Raw genomic sequence first — 23,835 nt, 5'->3', positions numbered from 1 at the left:
CCAAATGGAAAGCTGCTACTTTCTCATCGAGATGCTTAGGCAAGACATAGACCCCAGGTTCATATTGATCTGTATTGGTCCATAATTCGATCTGTGCCAAAGTCTGATTGGAGAAAGAGTTGGACATCACGAATGAAGGGTGTCCTGTAGCACATCCTAAATTGACCAATCTACCTTCTGCCAGCAAAATAATTTGTTTATCTTCTATCGTGTAAAGATCTACCTGTGGCTTGATTACATCCTTTGAATGGCCATAGTTTTTATTCAACCAAGCCATATCAATCTCATTGTCAAAATGCCCAATGTTACATACGATGGCTTTATCTTTCATCGCTCTGAAATGAACTTCAGAAATAATGTCTTTATTACCTGTGGCTGTGACAACAATATCAGCTTCTTTCACGGCATCCACCATTTTCTTCACTGCAAAACCGTCCATAGCAGCCTGAAGCGCACAAATAGGATCTATTTCAGTTACAATTACCCTTGCCCCAGCACCTCTCAAAGAAGCTGCAGAACCCTTACCCACATCGCCATAACCGGCCACTACGGCTACTTTCCCAGCCATCATCACGTCAGTAGCTCTCCTGATCGCATCTACCAGGGATTCTTTGCAACCATACTTGTTATCAAATTTAGACTTGGTAACTGAATCATTTACATTGATCGCAGGCATAGGGAGTGTACCTTTTTTCATTCTTTCATAAAGTCTATGTACACCTGTGGTAGTCTCTTCTGAAAGCCCTTTGATACCTGCCACCAATTCGGGGTAATTATCCAGTACCATATTGGTTAGATCCCCTCCGTCATCCAAAATCATGTTCAAAGGTTTTCTGTCCTCACCAAAAAACAAGGTTTGTTCTATACACCAATCGAATTCCTCTGCTGTCATACCCTTCCAAGCATATACTGAAATCCCTGCTGCGGCTATTGCAGCAGCCGCATGGTCTTGGGTGGAAAAAATATTACAGGAGGACCAGGTTACCTCTGCGCCCAGTGCTGCCAATGTTTCTATCAAAACAGCAGTTTGAATAGTCATGTGAAGACAACCGGCTATTCTGGCACCTTTCAAAGGTTGTGAAGGGCCGTATTCTTCTCTAATCGCCATCAAACCAGGCATTTCAGCTTCTGCCAATGTGATTTCTTTTCTTCCCCACTCAGCAAGGGAAATGTCTTTCACCTTAAATTGGATGAATTTGTCAGACTTAATTTCAGACATATTTTAAAATAATTAATGAATTGATTTTCAATTTAGAAGATGCAAATTTAGGTGTTTTGAACCACAATATAAAATTCTTAACCTATAGGTATTTAACCTCCTTAAACGCATAATGGTTATGGGATCCATCCATTTTCTCAATGATCAGTTTACCTGATTCCCCAACCCCCAAAATCTTACCTTGAAAAATCTCTCCATCGTTGAATGTGGCTCGCATGCCAAAACGATACATCTTATCAAGATAGAGCGACCTTAATTGCTGTTTTTGCCCTCTCTTCAACAGCATGTAATTTTTCTCAATTTTTTGAATGATTATTTTAAATATTTCCCATTTATCCCACTCCCTACCGGTAAGATCGGCTAATGAAGTAGAAAATGGCAAAGCTGTCATGTGTTGGTTGATATTCAAGCCAATACCCACAATGGAAACTTCAATACCCTTTTGATTGAGAATATTTTCAATAAGGATACCTCCGATTTTACCTTTCTGCTCATGCAGAATATCATTTGGCCATTTTACTTTTAGCTCATACACATATTCTGATAGGGCTTGTACAACAGCCAAAGAAACCACAACATTAAGATCAAATTGCTCAGAGGGATCCAGAAAGTAAGGTGTAAGGACAAGAGAAAAAGTTAAGTTCTTTCCAGGTTCAGACCACCAACGGTTACCCCTTTGGCCCCTACCTCTAGTCTGGGCATCTGTGATGATGATGCTTCCTTCTGCCAACTCTTTTTTCTTGATTTTTTGAATAGCCAAATCATTAGTAGAGTGACACTCTGTCAGGAAATGGATATCTTTTCCAAGAAAAACAGTATTGGCAAGGATTTTATACATTCTTTTGTTAGTTAATTTGTGAGGCAATCAAGATATTTAGTCTCTGTTAGCTAACCTAGTTTATACCATATAACAAAAGTAGTACATATTCACATGACAGCAGAAGAGCTGAGTAAAGTTATTGTAAAAGGGATGGAAGAAAAAAAAGCATCCGACATTGTAGTGATGGATTTAAGAGGAATTAAAAATGCTTTCACGGATTTTTTTGTCATTTGTTCTGGAAGCTCAGACACACAGATAGAAGCTATCAGTGATGCTGTAGAAGAAGAAGTCATCAAATCCCACCATGAAAAACCATTCAGAAGTGAAGGAAAAAACAATAAGCAATGGATTCTGATAGATTATGTGAATGTAGTGGCGCATATTTTCCTAAAAGATAAAAGAAACTTCTACGGCATAGAAGAATTATGGGGAGATGCTAAAATTACCAGAATTGAGTCTTAAAAGTTTTGAACTTTAAAAGGCTAAAATCGTTTTAATTGAGTTCAAGTCATTATAGTATACAAGAATGAGCGAGAAGAATAAAAATAAGAACTTCATTCCAAAAACGCCTCAAAAGCCGAATTTTCAACTTTGGTTGATCATTACGGCAGTAATAGTATTGATAGGTATCACTTGGTTTAACCAAAGGAATACCGTCATAGATGTTACCCTGAAGCGCTTTGAGGATATGTATTTGGCCAACGATGTGGCCAAAGTGGTAGTCATTTACAACCAAAATATGGTAGAGGTGACACTCAGGCCGGAATCTCTACAAAACACAAAATACAAGGAAGAATTAGAGGCGAATAGCCCTTTCTTCACACCGGCAGGGCCTCATTATCAAGTAAGAATTGCATCGGTAGATAAATTCATTGAGGATTTTCAAAAACTTGAAGCGACCAAGCCAGATGATCAAAGAATAGGCTATACTGCCAAAACGCAGGAATCTTGGACAAATTGGTTCTCGAGCTTTGGCTTCTTGATCCTCCTGTTCTTGCTCTTTTGGATTATGATGAGAAGAATGGCAGGACCTAGTGGTCCTGGTGGCCAAATATTCAATGTAGGCAAATCCAGAGCGCAACTTTTTGACGCGGAAAACAAAGTCAAAATCACTTTTGACAATGTGGCAGGTTTGGATGAAGCTAAAGAGGAGATTCAGGAGATCGTTGAATTCCTTAAAAACCCGTCCAAATTCACAAAGCTCGGCGGAAAAATTCCGAAGGGTGCGCTGTTGGTAGGCCCTCCAGGTACAGGGAAAACCTTGTTGGCCAAAGCAGTGGCAGGTGAAGCAGGAGTTCCCTTTTTCACATTATCAGGCTCTGATTTCGTAGAAATGTTTGTGGGTGTAGGTGCTGCCCGGGTAAGAGACCTCTTCAAACAGGCGAAAGAAAAAGCTCCATGTATCATATTTATTGATGAAATTGATGCCATTGGTAGATCAAGAGGCAAGGGACAAATGCCTGGTTCAAATGATGAGCGTGAAAATACACTAAATTCATTGTTGGTAGAAATGGACGGTTTCGGTACAGACTCGGGAGTAATCGTCTTAGCTGCTACCAACAGGCCAGATGTATTGGACTCGGCACTCTTGAGACCAGGGCGATTTGATAGGCAAATCAGTATTGATAAACCAGATATTATTGGCCGTGAGGCTATTTTCAAAGTACATTTGAAGCCTATTAAAATTTCGGATGATGTGGATGCCAAAAAACTGGCAGCACAGACACCAGGTTTTGCCGGTGCAGAAATTGCGAATGTGTGCAATGAAGCAGCCCTGATCGCTGCAAGAAGAAATAAAAGTGCTGTGGATATGCAGGACTTCCAAGATGCTGTAGATCGTGTTATCGGTGGATTGGAGAAGAAAAATAAAATTATTTCACCCGAGGAGAAGAAAATTGTAGCCTACCATGAAGCAGGCCACGCTGTAGCCGGATGGTTCCTGGAACATGCTGATCCTTTGGTAAAAGTCAGCATTGTACCAAGAGGTGTTGCCGCACTAGGTTATGCCCAATACCTGCCGAAAGAACAATTTCTTTATCAAACAGAACAATTGATGGATGAAATGTGTATGACGCTTGGCGGACGTGCTGCAGAAGAAATCATATTTGGAAAAATTTCTACCGGCGCACTGAGTGACCTTGAAAGGATTACGAAAATGGCTTATTCTATGGTATCGATTTATGGAATGAATGACAAAATAGGAAACGTTTCTTTCTACGATAGCAAGAGTAATGAATACAGAATGACAAAGCCGTATTCAGAAACAACCGCAGAAACGATAGATGAGGAAGTCAGAAAATTGATTTCAATCGCTTACGAAAGGACCAAAAAGCTTTTAACGGAAAAGAGAAACGAATTGGAGATTCTATCCAAGGAATTGCTGGAAAAAGAAATCCTATTTCAAACAGATCTTGAAAAGCTAATCGGCAAACGTCCTTTTGCTAAAGAAACAACCTATGAAGCCTTTACCAAAAAGGTAGAAGAAAAGGAAAAAGCTCAAAAAGCAGCTTCAATAGCAAAAGAAGAATCAGATTCTGTTAAGGGTACTGATGCGGAAAAAGCCCAACAAATTGAGGAAAGTAAGGGTTAATCCATACCAAATGAATCAAGAGGCCATCCCATTTTATGAGATGGCCTTTTTTTATCTTGATAAGTATAGGATTCAAGCTAAATTTAACTCAACCGATGGGCATTCATTTAATAATGATTAAAGCTCTTTTTTTATGTATCAAAAGATGCCTAAATTCGGCGTTGGATTCTTAAATAAGCATGAACATTTCTCTCAACAATAAAAAAGTTTTTTTTGCGTCTGACTTTCATTTAGGAGCTCCGGACAATTCAAGCAGCATGATTAGGGAGAAAAAAATCATTCAATGGCTTAAAAGCATCGAAAATGATGCTGCTGCAATATTTCTGGTTGGTGATATTTTTGACTTCTGGTTTGAATATGACAAAGTTATCCCTAAAGGATTTATCCGCTTTATGGGTAAAATTGCTGATCTTAGAGATAAAAACATTCCAGTCTTTTTCTTTACAGGAAACCACGATTTGTGGATGAATGATTATTTTACCAAAGAACTTCAAATTCCTGTTTATCACCACCCCATTGAAATATTGATTGAAAACAAAAAATTCCTAATAGGACATGGTGATGGATTAGGCCCCGGTGATGAGCACTACAAGGTGTTAAAGAAAATATTCACTAATCCTTTTTGCCAATGGTTATTCAAATGGCTTCACCCTGATATTGGGGTCAGATTGGCCCATAGGTGGTCTAAAAACAGTCGTATCACCAACTTGAAGAAGAAAGAGGATGAATTTAAAGGAGAAGATGAATGGTTATGGGCATACTGTAAAGACCTAATACAAAAAAAACATTTCGATTATTTTATTTTTGGACATAGACACCTCCCACTTGAATTGCCCGTTGGCAAAAATTCAATATACTTTAATCTAGGTGAATGGGTTAATCAATGCAGCTATGGTGTTTTTGACGGCAAGGAGTTTGAACTCAAAAAATTCCACTGATGAAAAAAGCATTAATCATAACCCTACTATTTCACCTCTTTTTCCAGGCAAATGCCCAAGAAGATTGGGGTGAGCCCATCGTCATTGATTTTCCAAAGCTCAGTCAGCTTTCTTTAGATAATCAAGGTTTTATTTTCATAGCAGATTCTGAGGGGAATATCTACCAATTCGACCGACAAGGAAAAGAAATCAATAACTTCTCGCCACATAGACAAGGAGCCATTTCTCACCTCGAAGCTTCATGGACTGTGAATATATTTGCTTTTTCCCAAGACCTTCAAGAATATCGAATTTTAGACAGGTTTATCATTCCTATCTCAGAAAACCGCATTCCCCTAACCCACTTCAATGTGGTAAAAGTAGCCACTTTGGGAAATAATAATATCATCTGGGTATTTGATGAAACAGACCTTTCTCTAAAGCAATGGGATTATAGAAGAAATCGGATTTTTCAGGATCAACCGCTTAACCTGATTTTAGAACGCTCTACTTTTGCCATCACTGATATGCGGGAATATCAAAATCTACTCTTTTTGAATATTGAAGAAGAGGGGATATATATTCTTGACAATCAGGGCAATTTCATCAAAAGAATACCTCAGACTATTGAACAAAGTCTCTCTTTTTATAAAACCAACTTGGTTTTCCTGGATAAAAAAGATTTAGTCCTGATGAATTTTCAAACAGGGAAAAGTAATCGTTTCCAAATACCGGAAACTTTAAGCGGATATCATGTCGTAATGAATCAGTATCAGGTGATCTTTTACAATGAAAAAAGGGTAGTTCTTTACGCCAAAGATCTCACGCCGCTAAATGATACCTAAAAAAAAGAGGCTGTCCCAAAAGTAAAACTGTGTTAAATGAATCCCAACGTTTTTGGATTACTATTTTAAAACACGATTTCTGAGACACCCTCCTTCTTATGAACCAATGAATTTAGGCAATTTCCACTAAAGTGATATCGAAGATTAAATCTTTTCCTGCCAGGGGATGGTTCGCATCCAAAGTAATTTTTCCCTCATCTATATGGGTAACCTTTACCGGTACTGGTTGCCCAGCTTGATTCTGAAGAGAAAGCTCCATCCCAATTTCAGGCTTAATATGAGCTGGAACCTGATTAAGAGGAATATCAAGCATCATATCATCTCTCTTTTCACCATAGGCTTCTCCACAAGGGATGGTGACACTCTTCTCATCACCCACGGACATACCATGAACTGCTGAATCAAAACCTTTGATCATATTGCCGTCACCAAGGGTAAACTGAAGTGGCTCACGATTGGCAGAGCTATCAAAGACGGTACCATCCTCCAGTTTTCCGGTGTAATGTACTTTCACAGAATTTCCTTTACTTGCTACTGACATAATTAATTGTATTTGAATTGATAAAGATTCAAAGGTAATAATTTTAAGGCCCGATTAAAAGCCTGTACAGGTTCAATACAATGACTGTCCGATTTTTTTACAATAATGTTCATTTATGGACATTAAATTTTTTATATTGTGCTATGATACGCTTTTAAGGCCTATTTTCAACTCTGGCATCATTTTGTTAGATATAGCGTAAAACCAATTCATCATGGAAAACCAGCAACTAGGAAAAATATTGATTATTGATGACAACGAAGACTTGTTGTTTGCTGCTAAAATGCTGTTGAAAAAATATGCCAAGGAAGTTACGATTGAAAAAGACCCGAGAAGAATTCCATTTTTGGTAAACAACAACAACTATGATGTGATTCTCTTGGATATGAATTTCACAGAAGACACTACTTCAGGAAAAGAAGGTTTTCATTGGCTTAAACAAATCAAAGAAATTGACCCAAAAGCCGTAGTGATTCTCATCACCGCTTTTGGAGATGTGGAAATGGCTGTTAAAGCCTTAAAAGAAGGCGCAACTGATTTTATCTTAAAGCCTTGGCAAAATGAAAAGCTGATCGCTACACTGACATCAGCAAGTAGATTGAAAGAAAGCTATGATGCAGTAGATAAATTATCTAAAAAGCAAAAACAGTTGCAATCGGATGCCAAAAAATCCTACACTGATATCATCGGCAACAGTGCTGCAATGAAAAATATTTTTTCAATCATTGATAAAGTAGCACAAACAGATGCCAATGTACTTATCCTAGGAGAAAATGGTACAGGTAAGGAGTTGATAGCCCGTGCTATCCATGACCGTTCTTTGAGAAAGGATGAAATATTTGTGGGGGTTGATATGGGCGCCATTACAGAAACCTTGTTTGAAAGCGAATTATTTGGTCACAAGCGCGGTGCATTTACAGATGCAAAGGATGACAGGGCAGGCAGATTTGAAATCGCAGATAAAGGCACGCTTTTCCTAGATGAAATCGGGAATTTGAGTATGCCACTTCAGTCCAAACTGCTCACCGTATTGCAAAAAAGAGAGGTAACCCGGATAGGCACAAATAAAGCCATCCCTGTGGATATACGATTGGTCTGTGCTACCAATATGCCAGTACATGATATGGTGATGGAAAACACCTTCAGACAGGATTTATTGTACAGGATCAATACCGTGGAAATTTTTCTACCGCCGTTAAGAGAGCGGCACGATGACATTCCTTTACTGGCTGAACATTTTCTTAAGGTTTATGGTCAGAAATATAGAAAAATTTTCAAGGGTTTTACAGTATCAGCCATGCAATTGCTTCAAAGATATAGCTGGCCCGGAAATATCAGGGAGCTTCAGCATGCTATTGAAAGGGCGATCATAATGGCTGATGGAGATGAGTTGGATAGCCGGGACTTCTTTTTCCTTTCTGCCAAGCCTGTTGCTGATAAAATTTCTAATCCATCATCATTCAATTTGGATGAGGTCGAAAAAACTACTATTCAAAGGGTAATTGATAAAAATGGAGGTAACATTTCAAAGGCAGCCAAAGAACTGGGGCTGACACGCGCCTCATTATACAGAAGATTGGAAAAATATGGATTATAAAGTTGGCTTGTTTGGGAGAATTGTCCTATTGGCAATCTCTATTTTTTTACTCTCTAACTTTATCCTGAATGGATCGGGGGTGTTTATCATATCCTTGCTTATCATTCTGGTCTTAGCCCAAATCATGCTATTGATCAGGTATTCTGAAAATTCATTCAAAAAAGTGCGCCAGTTTCTAGACAACATCAAACAGGATAATTACAATAATGTTTATCCGGTAAAGTTTGATGGCACAGATACGGATGACCTACATATTGAATTCAATGCCATTTTGGCAAAACTTCAAGAAGATCAGGCTGAAAAAGAAGCAAATTATCAATATTTCCGATCTGTATTTCAGCATCTCAGTATTGGCCTGATCACCTTTGATGAGGAAGGAAAGGTGCAAATTGTCAATACCGCAGCTAAGCGGATGTTGAATATCCAATTCTTGGCCAATATCAATGAGGTGGAAAAAATCAACAAAGAGCTGCATCATGCCATTCACAATCTAAGAACCGGTGGAAGTGAACTGATAAAAATTGCTCACCCTGACGGAATCATGCAATTATCGGTTTATGTAATTGAGTTGGTCTTACGGGACAGTAAATTCAAACTGGTTTCCCTACAAAATATCCAAAGCGAGTTGGAGGAAAAAGAAATGGAAGCATGGCAAAATCTGGTGAGGGTACTCACGCATGAAATCATGAACAGCATTGCACCTATTTCCTCCTTGGCGGCAACTGTCAGGACTGACATCGAACAGAAATTGGATATGCATATCGATGTACCTCCTTCCGAACTGGAAGATTATTTAATGGCTTTAGGTACCATCGAAAAGCGAAGCGAAGGGATGATCAATTTTGTGAGTGATTTCCGAAGTCTTGCACATATCCCTACACCAAAATTTCAAACCATACAGCTTAAAAATCTATTTGAACAATTGGGCACTTTACTGCAGCACCAATTTGAAAACCATCAAATCCAGTTTAAAACCAAAATTGAGCCGGATGAGCTCATCTTATTTGGAGATGCTAACCTGATCGAACAAGTACTTATCAACCTTATTCAAAATGCGATTCACGCTGTAGAGGAATCTGTCATGCGTGTAATTTCAATGGAAGCCTTTATAGATGAAGCAGGAAAAATCATCATTGAAATCACTGATAGCGGAAAAGGAATTGAAGAGGATGCCTTATCCAAAATTTTCATTCCATTTTTCACAACCAAAAAAACGGGGTCAGGGATAGGTTTAAGTCTATCAAAACAAATTATGAGGAGACACAAAGGAAATATTCAAGTGCGTTCTAAATTGGGGAAGGGAACAACTTTCAAATTAATTTTCAATGCCTAGCTTTTATTTCGCAAACTTGAAATAGAAAGTATCACCTAGACTTATAAAATACAAAGCTGGGGCCGTCACATGCAGTCCAAGAAGTATTTACCAGCTGATTAGCCCTGGTAATAAAAAGATATTCAACATTCAATTCACCACAATTGGCAACCATTTCTAAATTGGTATCAAAATCAAGTCTTAATTCATACAGCCATTCTTCGTTTGAGTGGGACGCTGGTATAAGTTCATAGGTACCTAAAGCCTGAACTGGAACATCTAGCTTTCTCCCCATACCATTCGGCTGATTGGAAAACTTGATAAAAGAACCATCATGATTGAATATATATTTTTCATCAAAATCACTCGCTTCCCCATCATAGTTGTTGATCGGCCATGATGGGATGATTTGTTTTAAGGTCCAATACCCTGTCACTGAAAACTCAGGTTCTTTGTCATCCTGATTGCAGGATGCAAAGCCAAGTAATAAAAAAACAGAATAGGCAGTAATCTTTTCATCATGTACAACTTGCTTGAAATCTAACGCCAAAGCACCAAAATTGTTTGACTATACGTGTCCAAGCTACAACATTATCTTTTAATTTCATATTCCTCCCAAACAAATCCTTAATTCCTCCTACTCATGACAGGAATTTTAATATGCAGATAACAATATATTCACAATCAAACACTTATCATCTAAAAACTTAGCTAAACCATAACAGGGTTTTCATCATAACTTGAAATGAGCACAATAAATTGCATGTAAAATTAGAAACTATTGGAAACCCAATTCAAAACCATTGTAATTTCCGATGTCCACTTAGGGACCAAAGGATCAAAAGCCAAAGAGGTAGCAAGATTTTTAAAGCAGTATAGCTGTGAAAACCTCATCCTTAATGGAGATATAATTGATGGATGGCAGTTAAAAAAATCAGGGGCTTGGAAGAGAAAGCATACCCGTTTTTTTAATAGGATCATGAAAATGATTGAACAGGACAACACGAAAGTCTTCTATCTAAGAGGAAATCATGATGATTTTCTTGATCATATTCTCCCTTTACAAATTGGTAATCTATCCATTCAAAATGATATGATTTATGAAAGTTGTGGTAAAAAATATTTCATCACGCATGGGGATATTTTTGACAGTGTCACTACTTCTTTCAGATGGATTGCGTACTTGGGAGATATTGGCTATACTTTCTTACTCTGGTTAAATAGGCAGGTTAATTATCATAGAAGAAGGAGAGGGCTGCATTATTTTTCATTATCTCAATATGTTAAAGGAAAAGTAAAATCAGCAGTCGCCTACATAGACGAATATGAAGAAGAATTGACAAAAATGGCCAAATCCAAAGACTGCGACGGCATCATTTGCGGGCACATCCATAAAGCAGAAAACAGAGTAATTGACGGCATCACCTACCTGAATTCCGGAGACTGGGTAGAAAGCATGAGTGCATTGGCAGAAGACCATGAAGGCAATTGGCAATTGATTTTCTATAATGAAATTGACTTCAAACAGACCAAGGAAAGCAAAATCATCAACTTGCCTGAAAAAGATTTAAAAACAGTGGCTTTTGAAAAGTTTTTAGGAGACAATTTCCAAGCTAACTCCTTATTTAAATGAAATTCCTATTTATCGTTCAGGGGGAAGGCCGTGGACATATGACCCAGGCCATTTCATTATCACAGCACCTAAATAAAACGGGACATGAAGTAGTAGCCGTCTGCATAGGCAAAAGCAGCCGAAGAGCAATTCCTGATTTTGTTTTTGAAAGTTTCTCCTGCACAGTGACTACTTTTGATAGCCCAAATTTTAAAACAGACCCGAAGGGTAAAGAAATCCGAATAGCATCAACCATTGTCCATAATCTATCAAGAGGTAGAATTTATCAGAAAAGCTTAATGGACATCCATAGTCTAGTTAAAAAATATCAACCAAACGTGATAATTAATTTTTATGACCTTTTAGGGGGGCTATATAACTTTTTTTATCGTCCAGATGTTGAATTTTGGGCAATAGGACACCAATACCTTATAGGCCATCAGGATTTCTTATTTGCCCAAGGATTCCCCATCCAGAAACTATTATTTATCCTGAACACCAAACTCACCGCTTTAGGAGCAAAAAGGGAGCTTGCTCTTTCCTTTCGACCAATGAAAGCTCCCAGAAGAAAAAAACTCACTGTACTCCCCCCTTTGTTAAGAAAGTCCATCAAAGGGCTCCATTCAAATGAAGGAGAATATTTCCTTTCATATATAGTGAATCCTGGATACGGAGAAGAAATCATATTTTTTGCCAAAAAACACCCCAATATCCAAATAGTGGCATTCTGGGATAAAAAAGATGTTCCGGAAATTTTCACCCCCCTACCCAACCTCACTTTTCATGAAGTAAATGACCAACTATTTCTTGAAAAAATGGCTAACTGCAAAGGTTTAATCTGTACAGCTGGCTTTGAATCAATTTGTGAGGCCCTTTACCTTGACAAACCGGTTATGGTAGTTCCAGTAAAGGGTCAATATGAACAAGCATGCAATGCGCTGGAAACTGCCGCTTCAGGAGTAGGCATTCAGCATGATACATTTGATTTTTTGATCTTTGATGAATTTCTCAAGTCCCGCCAAATCAATAATGAGCAGGCAAGAATATGGATGGATAGCTTTCCAATTAATTTCAATCGTATCCTTACTTCAACATTCTTTTCAGATCAGGCTGAACTTTTAAATCAACAACCTAAAACCAGGATCGAAGTATCCTGATTTTTTTATCACAACAAAACTTATACATTATTCAATTGGTTTACTACTCGCATTATGACCATTGAGGTTGTAATTGATATGAATATTAGCTTTGAGGTAGGGTTTTTGATGTAATGCTTTACATTGAATAAATTAAAACGTAAACCATTAATTTGATCCGAACATCAAGTCAGAAAAATCAGTAAATTCAAGGCTGCTAATTTGGATACACGATTCATGAATATAGAAAGACAAAGGCTTCAGGAAGACAGGGAGTGGAAAAAGCACTGGAAAAAGTGGGGCCCTTATCTTACAGAAAGACAATGGGGGACCGTTAGGGAAGATTACAGTCCAAACGGTTCAGCATGGGACAACGTTACCCATGAAGAGGCACGTAGTAAGGCTTACAGGTGGGGCGAAGAAGGGATTGGAGGGATCTCTGATTATAAGCAAAAATTATGCATAGGCTGGGCTTTTTGGAATGGAAAAGACCCAATGATCAAAGAGCGTCTTTTTGGATTAACTGGACCACAAGGCAATCACGGGGAGGATGTCAAAGAACTTTATTACTATCTCGACTCAACTCCCACGCATAGCTATATGAAGATGCTTTACAAGTATCCTCAAAGCCCTTTTCCATATAAACAACTCATTGAAGAAAACCGGCACAGGACCAAGAATGATCCTGAATTCGAAATCATGGATACAGGAGTTTTTGATGATGATGCCTATTTTGATATTTTCATTGAATACGCCAAAAATGACATTGAAGATATTGTAGCCGTAGCCACCATTCACAACAGAGGCAAAGAAGATGCAGAAATATGGGTGATGCCAACGATATGGTTTAGAAAAAACTGGTTTACAGGCCACGAGCCATTTATGCCTAAACTTTCCCAGTTGGATCCTAAGACCATCAAAGCTTACAGTCCAAAAAGCGGAAATTATTTTTTCTCCTTTGATGGGCAACCAGAATTCAAATTCTGCGATAATGAAACGAATAGGGAAAAGTTATACCATATCCCTAATGAGAAGAAATATCTTAAAGACGCCATCAATGATTATGTAGTCCATAACTTCTCCCATCACCTTAACAATGACAATTACGGCACTAAGGCAGCCGCTATCTATAAAATACTGATTCCTGCAGGGGCGAGCACGGTCGTCAAATTCAGAATGACCCACCAATTGGTAAAAGACAGTGCACTTTCCTGTGATGAAATCTTAGGCCAAAGAAAAAAAGAGGCAGACGAATTCTATGGAGAAATTCAGGAAAGGGTAAAGGATGAGGACATGCGTAATATCCAACGGCAGGCATTTGCAGGGATGATGTGGGGCAAACAGTTTTATTATTATAACGTAGAACGTTGGTTAGAAGGAGATCCAGGAAGATATTCGCCTCCAAAAGAAAGGAAAAAGGGAAGAAACAACCAATGGAGACATCTCCACAATTATGATATCATCTCCATGCCGGATAAGTGGGAATATCCTTGGTATGCTGCTTGGGATTTGGCCTTCCATTGTATTCCTATTGCCAGAATAGACCCTGACTTTGCTAAAAACCAATTGGTGCTTTTACTGAACGACTGGTACATGCACCCTAATGGACAGATTCCTGCCTATGAGTGGAATTTTAGCGATGTCAATCCTCCCGTACATGCCTACGCTGTGCAAAGGGTCTATCAGATTGACAAAAAAATGCATGGAGGTAAAGGCGATCAGGAATTTTTAGAACGCTGCTTCCACAAATTGATGATCAATTTTACATGGTGGGTAAATCAGAAAGACAGTGATGGTAAAAATATTTTTGAAGGAGGCTTTTTGGGTTTGGACAATATCTCTGTCATAGACCGAAGCCATGCACATCATTACAGCGGAAAACTGGAACAAGCAGATGCTACTTCCTGGATGGCGATGTTTTCACTCAACATGCTGAGGATTTCTTTAGACCTTTGTGAGTTCAACAAGAGTTATCAATACACAGCTGGAAAATTTTTGGAGCATTTTCTATACATAGCTGGCGCCATGAATAACATCTCAGGAGAAAGCATCAGTTTATGGAATGAAGAAGAAAATTTCTTTTTTGATATTTTTCATCTTCCTGGAAAGGAACCTCAGGTCATGAAAGTTAAGTCAATTGTTGGAATCATTCCGCTTTTTGCGGTAGAATCAATCCGCGTGGATATGTTTGACAGTCTTCCCGAGTTTAAAAAGCGAATGGAATTTTTCCTAAAGGAAAAACCAAAATTGGCAGCCTTAGTATCTAGTTGGATCCAGCCGGGTTTTGAAAAAAGAAGGTTATTTTCACTTTTGAGAGGGCATAGAATGAAAAGCATTTTGAATAAAATGCTAGATCCCAATGAATTCCTTAGCGATTTTGGGGTAAGATCCCTTTCAAAAGATCATGAAAAAAAAACCTACAGTTTAAAAATCAATGGGGATATAATGACTGTAAAATATACTCCCGGGGAATCAGACTCTCTGATGTTTGGTGGTAATTCCAATTGGAGAGGACCGATTTGGTTTCCCATTAATCACCTGATTATAGAATCACTCCGGAAATTTGATTACTACTATGGAGGAGAATTTCCTATAGAGTATCCTACCGGTTCTGGCAATTACCTCACCATAGATTTAATTGCAAAAGAACTGTCTTTAAGGTGTATCAACATCTTTCTGAAAGATGAAAATGGAAATAGACCGGTCTTTGGAAAACATAAAAAATTTCAGGAAGATCCGCATTTCAAAGATTATATCTTATTTTACGAATATTTCAATGGTGACAATGGAGGCGGACTGGGTGCCTCCCATCAAACAGGTTGGACAGGTCTAGTAGCCGAAATGATCCATAAATACCATAAACCCAAAAAGGAAAATCAGGAAAATGCTGAAGCCATTTTTAGAATCTGACAGAAAAGAAGCGGGTTGCGATGAAGTAGGAAGAGGCTGCCTTTGCGGACCTGTAGTGGCAGCTGCTGTTATTCTTCCTTCAGACTATGCCAATGCCTTTATCAATGATTCGAAAAAACTTACCAAAGCTAATCGCATCCACTTGGTGACAGAAATCAAAACTGCTGCCATAGCCTGGTCCATTGCGGAGGCCAGTGTGGAAGAAATAGATCAAATCAACATTCTCAATGCATCATTCCTGGCCATGACCCGGGCTATAGAATCCTTAAATATAGAACCCGATCATTTACTAATTGATGGCAATCGGTTCAAGAGCAAAACCGACATTCCATACTCCTGTATTATAAAAGGAGATGGTAAATTTGCCAGTATTGCAGCTGCTTCTATCCTGGCTAAAGTTTACCGAGATGATTTGATGGAAAAGATGGCTGTTCAGTTCCCCGGATATGGTTGGGAAAAGAATTTCGGCTATCCGACAAAAGCGCATAGGGAAGGCATAAAAAAATTAGGTTTAACTCCCATCCATAGAAAGTCTTTTAGACATTTACCAGATCAACTCAATATTGAGTTTTAAATTTACTCCCCCCTTTAATAATTCATTCAAATCCTATTCTAGTGCCTAATCTTTCACGTCCAGGTAAAAAATTTTTGAAATCGGATCATTGTCATAAGAAACCCCTTCAACTTTAATCAGTAGGCGTTTTGTCTGCCTGGACATTTCAAAAGATATGGGAATACTTGTCTTGTCTTTAGCCCACTCCAGTTTGGGGTTCCAATAGACAGCTGACTGCCTGAAAATCAGCCCGTCCTGTTTTTTAAAGTCAAGAAATTCAGGAACATTGGCAAAACCTCTGATGGTAAATTTTTGGAATTGACTGTCATCAAAAACCAGACTTCCATCCATCCCTCTAGCTCCCTTTTTGGTTTCAACGAGTATAACACCCGCATATCCTTGCATGCCAAATACAGGGGCAGAAAAGGTGTATACTTTAATTGATTCGACTTCTGAGACCAAAATGGTAGCCAAATATTCCATCACTGTCTCACCTGATTCAGGACTTTCAAAAAGACGTGCGCCATCAACAATAAGCAAAGGTGAACCTGTCTCTGTCCCCCAATTATACCGGCCCATACCCCCACCGGGCATATTCATTGAAATTATCCTATCTAAGGTAAGTTCAGGCCATAACTCCAATTGATCTTGGCCAATCACTCGATCAGGGTTCCCATAGCCGTAATTATCAGAAGCAGAATTAAGTATTTCCGTATTTGTAATTGTAAATTCATCTAACTCAAAATAATCCCCCTCCATCAATTCAGCATACCTATACCTTAAATCGGTGATTGGGTTTAATTTTGTTTGGTAGTCAAGCTTTGGAAAAAAATGTCTGACTTCAGGTATTGAATTCGGAACTAAGCGGACATTGCCAATTGCTTTTCTCCTTTTGTTCAGGGCTGCTATTGAAATCATTGCGGAATCAGTAAAGGAAAGTCCTGTTGCCCAAAAATACCCACTGCTATCAGAATTAACCACTCCATAATCTTCCAATTTTCCTTTCACTATGGTAATGGGAACCGATAAAGGTCTTTTGGGTCGGTCAGAAAAATAGCCTTTTACGGATATTCCAAATTCTATTGGATATTTGGGAGATTCAAATAGAATCCCCAATTCTGATTCCATTAGCCAATCCAAGGATTTGGCCATAGGTGCATTCAACCCTATTGCGGGATTTAAATCAGCGTCCAATATAGAAATATTGATTCTCCCTCCCCGAATATCAAGGTCTGGTTCATTTAAATGGAGGATCAATTCGGCTGTTGTATTCCACTCATTTGATGTAAATTTTGCATCTATGCTCAGTTCAATTTCGCCTTCAGTGTCTACCCAATCTTCAATGGAGGGAGCAACAGCCAGTCGGTCTGAAGGGAGAACAGGTACAGGTAAGTAAAATATGCCATCCTCTCCATAATTCCGGGACCAATTGGTGTAGGCCCTCAATACATAATCCCCGGCTGTTAAGTTATCCGGAACCTCAAGAACACCTGAAACATGGCCATTTTTAATTTCAAATTTTTCAGTACATACCAAATTGAAATCCTTTCCATAAAGATCAACATAAAGGACCTTGCTTAAGGAATCCGCTTTCATAGGATTCTGATACAGCATTTGGGCAGAAAACCAGAGTGCTTCTCCCGGAGCATAAAAAGCCTTATTCAAGCTTAAATGTGGTCGTTCTCTCAAAGAATTCCACTTAAATTTCTCTACTAAAGTGGAATCAAATACTGCGACTAACTCTCCAAAATCATCAGAAGGTTCGAAATCATGAGGTAAAAACCTTGCCAACCGCTCCCGCCCTACAGACCCAGACCTCACCAATTGACTGGGGTCAAACAAAACTCCAGATTCATCCACAATAAAAAAACCTCTTGGTGCTTCTAACCAGAAAATACTATTGTTGATATGCTCATAATAATCGCTCAGCCAAGGCATTTGTAAATTATGCACCTCAATTCTATATGGCAATTCGATCCTAATCCTATTCTCAGTCAATTCACAGATATACAACGAATCCCTACCAATTCTTTTTATAGATTTTCCCAGTTCATAACCGAAATTATTTGTCCTTTGGCTTGCTGATAAATTGGGATTGACCTTGTAAATTTCAAACTCCAGGGTATCGATTTTATTCTGAATCAACAATTGGATGAAATACCTCAAAGAACCACGAAAGGTAGAGTTTCTCACCGCTTCTATGTCTTTTTTTTCTTCCATCTCTTGGAATTTGACCAATCCACTATAATGAAGACCTCTTCTCCACTCTATAAACTGTTGTAAATGGTATTCTATTTGGTATCCCAGGGAATTGTTCTCAATTAAAATTGGCTCTTGGGCATTAGCCAAAAAATATTTTCGCCCACCTTCCTTGAGTTGCTCAAAATTTAAAACCCAAGGATTCAAAATTGTGGTTTCTTTGAGAAATGGATCATCAGGAAGTGCCAGAAACACTTTCTCAAATCTTTTCAAATTTCTTTCCCACTTTTTGTCTCTCCTTGCCTTCAATTCTACTTCCTCTAATTGATTGATCTTTGGAGACAACTCAAAGTCAACATTGATATGAATACTGTCAATAATATCTATTCTCGTGGATTTTGTATAATATCCGATAAAGGAAGCCGCCAACTCGAAGTTCTGAGGTGTAGAACCTGAAATGATATAATTACCATGGATATCAGTGGTAGAACCTATTGTTGTATTACTGATAAATACATTGGCGAATGGTAAAGGCTTACGCGTATTGGCATCAAACACCCGGCCTGAAATTGACTGAGCAGTTAAGACATCCTTATTGCCAAAAAAAAAGAGGATGAAAAGAAAATAAAAGACCACTCTTTTTAAGTAAAAATTAGTTAAAATTCTCCTCATGATTAAAAATACGAAACAATTAAATGATAAGTTTTTACAGTTTAGATTTTTATTTGAAAAAAATTAAAGCCTTTCAATCAAACCACATTGGGAAATAAAAAATGAGACAGGGTATTTCCATCATTAATACATTTTCGAATTTATAACCCTGTATCCCTAAAACCTCAAAAGCATATACCCTTCCGGTACATATTTGGTCAATACCGTGAGCATGGAGAGTGCAATTCCAGTACCCTTCCACACATCAGTTGTTTTCATGTCCCTGGCAATTAAAGATTGGCCACAAACATAAAATTCTACCCCAGCTGCTTTTAATGCCTCATATACCGGTAAATTGGGATTCTTCACCCCATAAAGTTTTTCATATAAATCATCTCCCAAAATACTGTACACCGCTCCCCCGTGTACAGCCACTTTAACATGAAGGTTTTCTTTTTTCACGCCACCCAAACCATGCAGGTTAATCATCCTGGCAATATTATCTACCATTCGGTTGATCTGAGCAGGGTCTTCCGCGCCGGAAACCAAGTCAATGATTATTTTAAATTCTCCATTTGGGTCTGGATTTTCAGTAGACTCAGGGATTTCAAAAATCCCTCCAAAACCTTCCACGATAGGAAAGTGGGCTTTTTGCGCAAATAGGGCCTGAGAAGACCCCAAAACCATAAAAAACAGTAAGATTAGATACTTCAAAGCGTTATTAATTTACATGTTAGACGACTCTAATAACTAATACAGTAATCCTAGGGATTGCAAGATTATACCTCAATTTTCCGAATAATAAATTCAGGTTGGTTGACCCTGCCCCCTTGTGGAATTGTTAATCCAAAAATTACAAATTTATTCCCGTACCAATGTAAAAATTTTGGAGAAGGTAAATAATTAAAGATAGATGGATCAGCTAAGAGTCGATGAACTTGATTGATTTGAACACTTTCTCCTTTATTGATTTCATAAATTTTTTTCCCTGGAGGATTCAACCGGTTTTGATTTCCTCCAAACATGAAATAAACGGCAGTATCCTGATTGGTCAACTGCAATTCTGAAGCGTTTATTCTATAATCATAATACAGCTTAACAGATTTATCAAATACTTTCTCTCCCTGCTGATCAATGGAAATGAAATGGGCAAACTTCCTTACTGTTTTGAGGGGTTGGGCAACTATCGTTACTAATTCTCCTTCAGATACAGCATCTACCAATATCATTTCTTTATTATAGTTTTTCTTCTTGGGCTTTCTTGACCTCTTATTATTACTTAAGTAATCATAAAATCCTTCCATCTCTTTGTAGGGATAAAGCTGAAGTTGCTGCTCCAAAAATTCATTAATTTCCAAATGGAAATAACCTGAAAACCATTCCCCATATTTATTGCTATATATACCAATAATTTTTTGCTCTTGATAGGGCCCATGTAAAATCTGGGCATTTCTTACAAAAAACTTCCTGTTTTCAGGAAATTTGATAGGAATATTGAGCAGCCTGTTGCCCTCATTATCAAAAGATAAAAGTTGTAACTTTTTCCGCTTCTTCTCACCTGACATCAATAAGATATCTACTTGATCATCCACTACTTTGAGATCCCATACTCTGGTGTCCGGTTCAAAAAAATCTGTTATCGTAGTCAAAAACTCCTGTTCAAGGTTAAAAACCTCCAACACATCCCCTTCTTCCAATACTCCAATCATTAAAACAGCTGAAGAGAATGCTTTGAAGACCGTGGGAAATGCAAAATTTGAAGGAATAGGCTTACTGCTATATGCCGCAGTTTCAAGATCAAAAACCAAAAGGGTCTTTAAGTAATTTTTTGAACTTCCATAGCCCAATAAGAGAAAAGCTTTATCACCATGAATATCTACTTCTAATTTCACTATGTCAGGAGGCAGTTGAACCGATTGAAAAGCGATATTTTCGAGTGCTTCGTTTTTGATATTGATATCTACCTCTCCTTTTGCCTGATGAACTTTATATACAAACAGCTTCTTGTCCGCTGGCAAAACGCCATAAATAACTGATGAAGTAATTTGGGATCCCCTCTCTCCACTTATCTGAGCAACAGCTGTGTCTAAAACCACTAAAAAAAGAACAAAAACAATTATTAGTGAAAAATACCATCTATTACTTTTTCTAATCACACTCATAAACAAAATTTACGGACATTGAAAAATAAGGTTTTAATTCAACCGGGAAAAGCCTTTTAATTTCAATATTTCAAACTCAGAAGCATAAAAAAAGCCTTGGATGACAGATCCAAGGCTTTGTGCGCACGAGAAGACTCGAACTTCCATGCCCGTAGGGCACCACCCCCTCAAGATGGCGTGTCTACCAATTTCACCACGTGCGCTTTTTTAGGGTCTGCAAAAGTAGAAAGCTTTGCCTATCGTTGCAAGTAATTATCTTAAATTTAAGATAAAATTTGAGGTGCTTGACAGCAACCCAAAACCCTTACTTGGTATAAATATCTCCTTTTGCCGCCAACAAGGTATTGTACAGCAAGGAAGCTATGGTCATGGGTCCAACACCTCCGGGAACAGGAGTGATAGCAGCAGTTTTTGGTGCTACTTCATCAAACCTAACATCCCCAATTAATCTAAAACCAGATTTTTTAGAAGCATCCTCCACCCTATGAATACCCACATCAATTACTACCGCTCCTTCTTTTATCATGTCGGCAGTAACGAATTCAGGTTTGCCCAAAGCCACTATTAAAATATCTGCTGTTTTGGCGATTTCAGGCAAATTCTTTGTTCTACTGTGTGTTAAGGTAACCGTACAGTTGCCCGGATAGTCATTTCTGGCCATCAAAATACTCATAGGAGAACCTACAATATGACTTCTACCAATTACCACACAATGCTTTCCAGAAGTTTCTATGTTGTATCTTTTCAATAATTCCACTATTCCATAAGGTGTGGCGGCCACGTATGCTGGCCATCCCAAGGTCATTCTTCCCACATTGGCAGGCGTGAAACCGTCTACATCTTTCTCAGGTTTAATTTTATTGGTTACTTTTTCTACAGAAATATGTTTGGGTAAGGGAAGCTGCACAATCAAACCATCAATTGCAGGATTTTGATTGATATCCTCCACCACTTTTAACAATTCTTCCTCAGAAACAGTCTCCTCCAATCTCACCAATGTAGACTCGAAACCTACTAGTTCACAAGCTTTTACCTTGGCTCCTACATAAGTTTGGCTGGCCCCATCACTACCCACTAACACAGCCGCCAAATGGGGGATTTTCCCTCCATTCGCTCTGATTTTACTCACTTGCTCAGCAATTTCAGATTTGATTTGATCCGAGGTTCTTTTTCCGTCTATAATTGTAGGCATAATGGAAGAATGATTTTATAAATTGGTTGATTGGTTAAATGTTAAATGATAAGTATTAAGTTGAACGGATGACAATTCTGCCATATCGCTTCACCAAGTCACAGCATTCAGAAGCATCCAAAATCCGCCTTCCGAAATCCGAAATTCAGTCTCTCATTTCTCGCTTCTATTATCCCGCTTCTCTTCTTAATCCAGCTTCAAAACTGCCATAAATGCTTCTTGAGGCACTTCTACATTGCCCACCTGACGCATCCTCTTTTTACCTTTTTTCTGCTTTTCTAAGAGTTTACGCTTACGGGAGATGTCTCCTCCATAACACTTGGCCAATACGTTTTTACGCAAGGCCTTTACGGTTTCTCTTGCAATGATCTTGGTGCCAATGGCTGCCTGTATGGCGATTTCAAACATCTGCCTTGGAACCAATTCTTTGAGTTTTTCACAAAGACGCTTTCCCCATTCATAGGCTTTATCCCTATGAACTATGGCAGATAGGGCATCTACTACTTCCCCGTTTAACATCACATCCAGCCTGACCATGTGTGATTGTTGAGAACCAATCAGTTCATAATCCAAGGAGGCATAGCCTCTCGAAATGGTCTTCAGCTTATCGAAAAAATCGAATACAATTTCTGCCAGTGGCATGTGGAAAGTCAATTCAACCCTATCTGATGTAAGATAAACTTGATTTTTAATCTGCCCACGTTTATCCATACAAAGTTGGATAACCGGCCCGACATACTCTGCTGCAGTTATTATCGTAGCTTTTACAAAAGGTTCTTCTATATGCTTAAATTTATTAGGATCGGGCATATCAGAAGGAGCATTGATATTGATGTATTCATCATTGTTCATCAAAGCCCTAAACTGAACAGAAGGAACTGTGGTGATGACCGTCATGTCAAATTCCCGCTCCAATCGCTCTTGAATGATTTCCATGTGCAACATCCCCAAGAAACCACAGCGGAATCCAAAGCCCAAGGCGGCAGAAGTTTCCGGTTCCCATACCAAGGAAGCATCATTGAGTTGAAGCTTTTCCATAGAGGCACGCAATTCCTCAAACTCGGTGGTGTCCACCGGGTAAATTCCGGCAAAAACCATGGGCTTAACGTTCTCAAAGCCTTGTATGGCGGCTGGACACGGCCTTTTTACATGGGTGATGGTATCCCCCACTTTTATTTCTTTGGCAACCTTAATACCAGAGATGAGATAACCTACATTCCCCGCTGACATGGTCTGTTGGGGGATCTGATTGATTCCCAATATACCGATTTCATCGGCTTCATACTCCTTGCCTGTGTTGACGAATTTAATCTTATCTCCTTTATTGATGGTTCCATTAAAAATCCTGAAAATCACTTCCACCCCTCTAAATGGATTGTAGACAGAATCAAAAATCATAGCCTGCAAAGGTGCCTCAGGGTCACCCTTTGGTGCAGGAATTTTCTCTACCACTGCATTGAGGATATCCTCTATGCCAAGACCTTCTTTGCCAGAGGCTAAGATAATATCTTCTCTATCGCAGCCTATTAGATCAATCACCTCATCAGCCACCACCTCAGGGTCTGCACCTGGAAGATCG

At 38.6% G+C, this 23,835-nt stretch carries 19 protein-coding genes and 1 tRNA gene; 10 read left to right on the top strand and 10 right to left on the bottom strand.

Annotated elements, in window-relative coordinates:
* Together ahcY and B879_RS15385 are read right to left on the bottom strand one after the other, a co-directional pair.
* A partial coding sequence (gene ahcY, locus B879_RS15390; RefSeq protein WP_040400852.1) for an adenosylhomocysteinase occupies positions 1 to 1,219 on the bottom strand: 1,219 nt, incomplete at its 3' end.
* Positions 1,220 to 1,301: 82 nt separating this feature from the next.
* Complete coding sequence (locus tag B879_RS15385) at positions 1,302 to 2,057, bottom strand: biotin--[acetyl-CoA-carboxylase] ligase (RefSeq protein ID WP_009186131.1); 756 nt, start codon at positions 2,055 to 2,057, stop codon at positions 1,302 to 1,304.
* Positions 2,058 to 2,150: 93 nt separating this feature from the next.
* Between B879_RS15385 and rsfS the strand changes: the two genes are divergently transcribed.
* The 4 genes from rsfS to B879_RS15365 all read left to right on the top strand — a co-directional run bounded on the left by rsfS (position 2,151) and on the right by B879_RS15365 (position 6,391).
* Positions 2,151 to 2,501: a ribosome silencing factor gene (gene rsfS / locus B879_RS15380; RefSeq protein WP_009186130.1), complete on the top strand. Its 351-nt coding sequence runs from the start codon at positions 2,151 to 2,153 to the stop codon at positions 2,499 to 2,501.
* 64 nt (positions 2,502 to 2,565) lie between these two features.
* Positions 2,566 to 4,629, top strand: a complete 2,064-nt coding sequence (gene ftsH / locus B879_RS15375) for an ATP-dependent zinc metalloprotease FtsH (RefSeq protein ID WP_009186129.1) — start codon at positions 2,566 to 2,568, stop codon at positions 4,627 to 4,629.
* A gap of 179 nt (positions 4,630 to 4,808) precedes the next feature.
* Complete coding sequence (locus tag B879_RS15370; RefSeq protein WP_009186127.1) at positions 4,809 to 5,567, top strand: UDP-2,3-diacylglucosamine diphosphatase; 759 nt, start codon at positions 4,809 to 4,811, stop codon at positions 5,565 to 5,567.
* Positions 5,567 to 6,391 carry a hypothetical protein gene (locus B879_RS15365; protein WP_009186126.1) on the top strand — a complete coding sequence of 275 codons (825 nt, stop codon included), beginning with the start codon at positions 5,567 to 5,569 and terminating at the stop codon, positions 6,389 to 6,391. The genes B879_RS15370 and B879_RS15365 overlap by 1 nt, the downstream gene beginning before the upstream one ends.
* A 112-nt stretch (positions 6,392 to 6,503) precedes the next feature.
* On the opposite strand, the gene B879_RS15360 is transcribed toward B879_RS15365, so the two are convergent.
* Positions 6,504 to 6,932 carry an FKBP-type peptidyl-prolyl cis-trans isomerase gene (locus B879_RS15360; protein WP_009186125.1) on the bottom strand — a complete coding sequence of 143 codons (429 nt, stop codon included), beginning with the start codon at positions 6,930 to 6,932 and terminating at the stop codon, positions 6,504 to 6,506.
* 214 nt (positions 6,933 to 7,146) lie between these two features.
* On the opposite strand from B879_RS15360, the gene B879_RS15355 reads away from it, so the two are divergent.
* The gene (locus B879_RS15355) at positions 7,147 to 8,529 is read left to right on the top strand and encodes a sigma-54-dependent transcriptional regulator (RefSeq protein ID WP_009186123.1); all 1,383 of its coding nucleotides are present in this window, start codon (positions 7,147 to 7,149) and stop codon (positions 8,527 to 8,529) included.
* Positions 8,519 to 9,862, top strand: a complete 1,344-nt coding sequence (locus B879_RS15350) for a sensor histidine kinase (protein WP_009186122.1) — start codon at positions 8,519 to 8,521, stop codon at positions 9,860 to 9,862. The genes B879_RS15355 and B879_RS15350 overlap by 11 nt, the downstream gene beginning before the upstream one ends.
* Before the next feature lie 31 nt (positions 9,863 to 9,893).
* Here B879_RS15350 and B879_RS15345 read toward each other — a convergent pair whose 3' ends face one another.
* Positions 9,894 to 10,391: a hypothetical protein gene (locus tag B879_RS15345; protein WP_009186121.1), complete on the bottom strand. Its 498-nt coding sequence runs from the start codon at positions 10,389 to 10,391 to the stop codon at positions 9,894 to 9,896.
* Positions 10,392 to 10,622: 231 nt separating this feature from the next.
* Here B879_RS15345 and B879_RS15340 point away from each other — a divergent pair, with 231 nt between their 5' ends.
* The 4 genes from B879_RS15340 (at position 10,623) to rnhB (ending at position 16,073) form a co-directional block, all read left to right on the top strand.
* A complete protein-coding gene (locus tag B879_RS15340; protein ID WP_009186120.1) occupies positions 10,623 to 11,474 on the top strand; it encodes a UDP-2,3-diacylglucosamine diphosphatase in 852 nt (283 codons plus the stop codon).
* Complete coding sequence (locus B879_RS15335; RefSeq protein ID WP_009186119.1) at positions 11,471 to 12,610, top strand: glycosyltransferase family protein; 1,140 nt, start codon at positions 11,471 to 11,473, stop codon at positions 12,608 to 12,610. Before B879_RS15340 ends, B879_RS15335 begins: the two co-directional genes overlap by 4 nt.
* A gap of 216 nt (positions 12,611 to 12,826) precedes the next feature.
* A complete protein-coding gene (locus tag B879_RS15330) occupies positions 12,827 to 15,499 on the top strand; it encodes an MGH1-like glycoside hydrolase domain-containing protein (RefSeq protein ID WP_009186118.1) in 2,673 nt (890 codons plus the stop codon).
* Positions 15,474 to 16,073 (top strand): ribonuclease HII, encoded by a 600-nt coding sequence (gene rnhB, locus B879_RS15325; RefSeq protein ID WP_009186117.1) that lies wholly within the window; start codon positions 15,474 to 15,476, stop codon positions 16,071 to 16,073. Before B879_RS15330 ends, rnhB begins: the two co-directional genes overlap by 26 nt.
* Before the next feature lie 45 nt (positions 16,074 to 16,118).
* On the opposite strand, the gene B879_RS15320 is transcribed toward rnhB, so the two are convergent.
* From B879_RS15320 to lepA, 6 genes are all read right to left on the bottom strand, one after another.
* Positions 16,119 to 18,923: a carboxypeptidase-like regulatory domain-containing protein gene (locus B879_RS15320; protein WP_009186116.1), complete on the bottom strand. Its 2,805-nt coding sequence runs from the start codon at positions 18,921 to 18,923 to the stop codon at positions 16,119 to 16,121.
* Positions 18,924 to 19,079: 156 nt separating this feature from the next.
* Positions 19,080 to 19,616 (bottom strand): DsrE family protein, encoded by a 537-nt coding sequence (locus tag B879_RS15315; RefSeq protein WP_157231646.1) that lies wholly within the window; start codon positions 19,614 to 19,616, stop codon positions 19,080 to 19,082.
* A gap of 65 nt (positions 19,617 to 19,681) precedes the next feature.
* Positions 19,682 to 21,064: a hypothetical protein gene (locus B879_RS15310; protein WP_009186114.1), complete on the bottom strand. Its 1,383-nt coding sequence runs from the start codon at positions 21,062 to 21,064 to the stop codon at positions 19,682 to 19,684.
* Between the two features lie 120 nt (positions 21,065 to 21,184).
* Positions 21,185 to 21,267: transfer RNA gene (locus B879_RS15305), tRNA-Leu, on the bottom strand.
* Between the two features lie 101 nt (positions 21,268 to 21,368).
* Positions 21,369 to 22,256: a bifunctional 5,10-methylenetetrahydrofolate dehydrogenase/5,10-methenyltetrahydrofolate cyclohydrolase gene (locus B879_RS15300; RefSeq protein ID WP_009186113.1), complete on the bottom strand. Its 888-nt coding sequence runs from the start codon at positions 22,254 to 22,256 to the stop codon at positions 21,369 to 21,371.
* Between the two features lie 186 nt (positions 22,257 to 22,442).
* The coding region (gene lepA, locus B879_RS15295; protein ID WP_040400851.1) for a translation elongation factor 4 at positions 22,443 to 23,835 on the bottom strand (1,393 nt) is incomplete at its 5' end.

This window comes from Cecembia lonarensis LW9 (assembly GCF_000298295.1).
Lineage (GTDB): Bacteria > Bacteroidota > Bacteroidia > Cytophagales > Cyclobacteriaceae > Cecembia > Cecembia lonarensis.
This window is presented reverse-complemented; position numbering and strand designations above follow the sequence as displayed.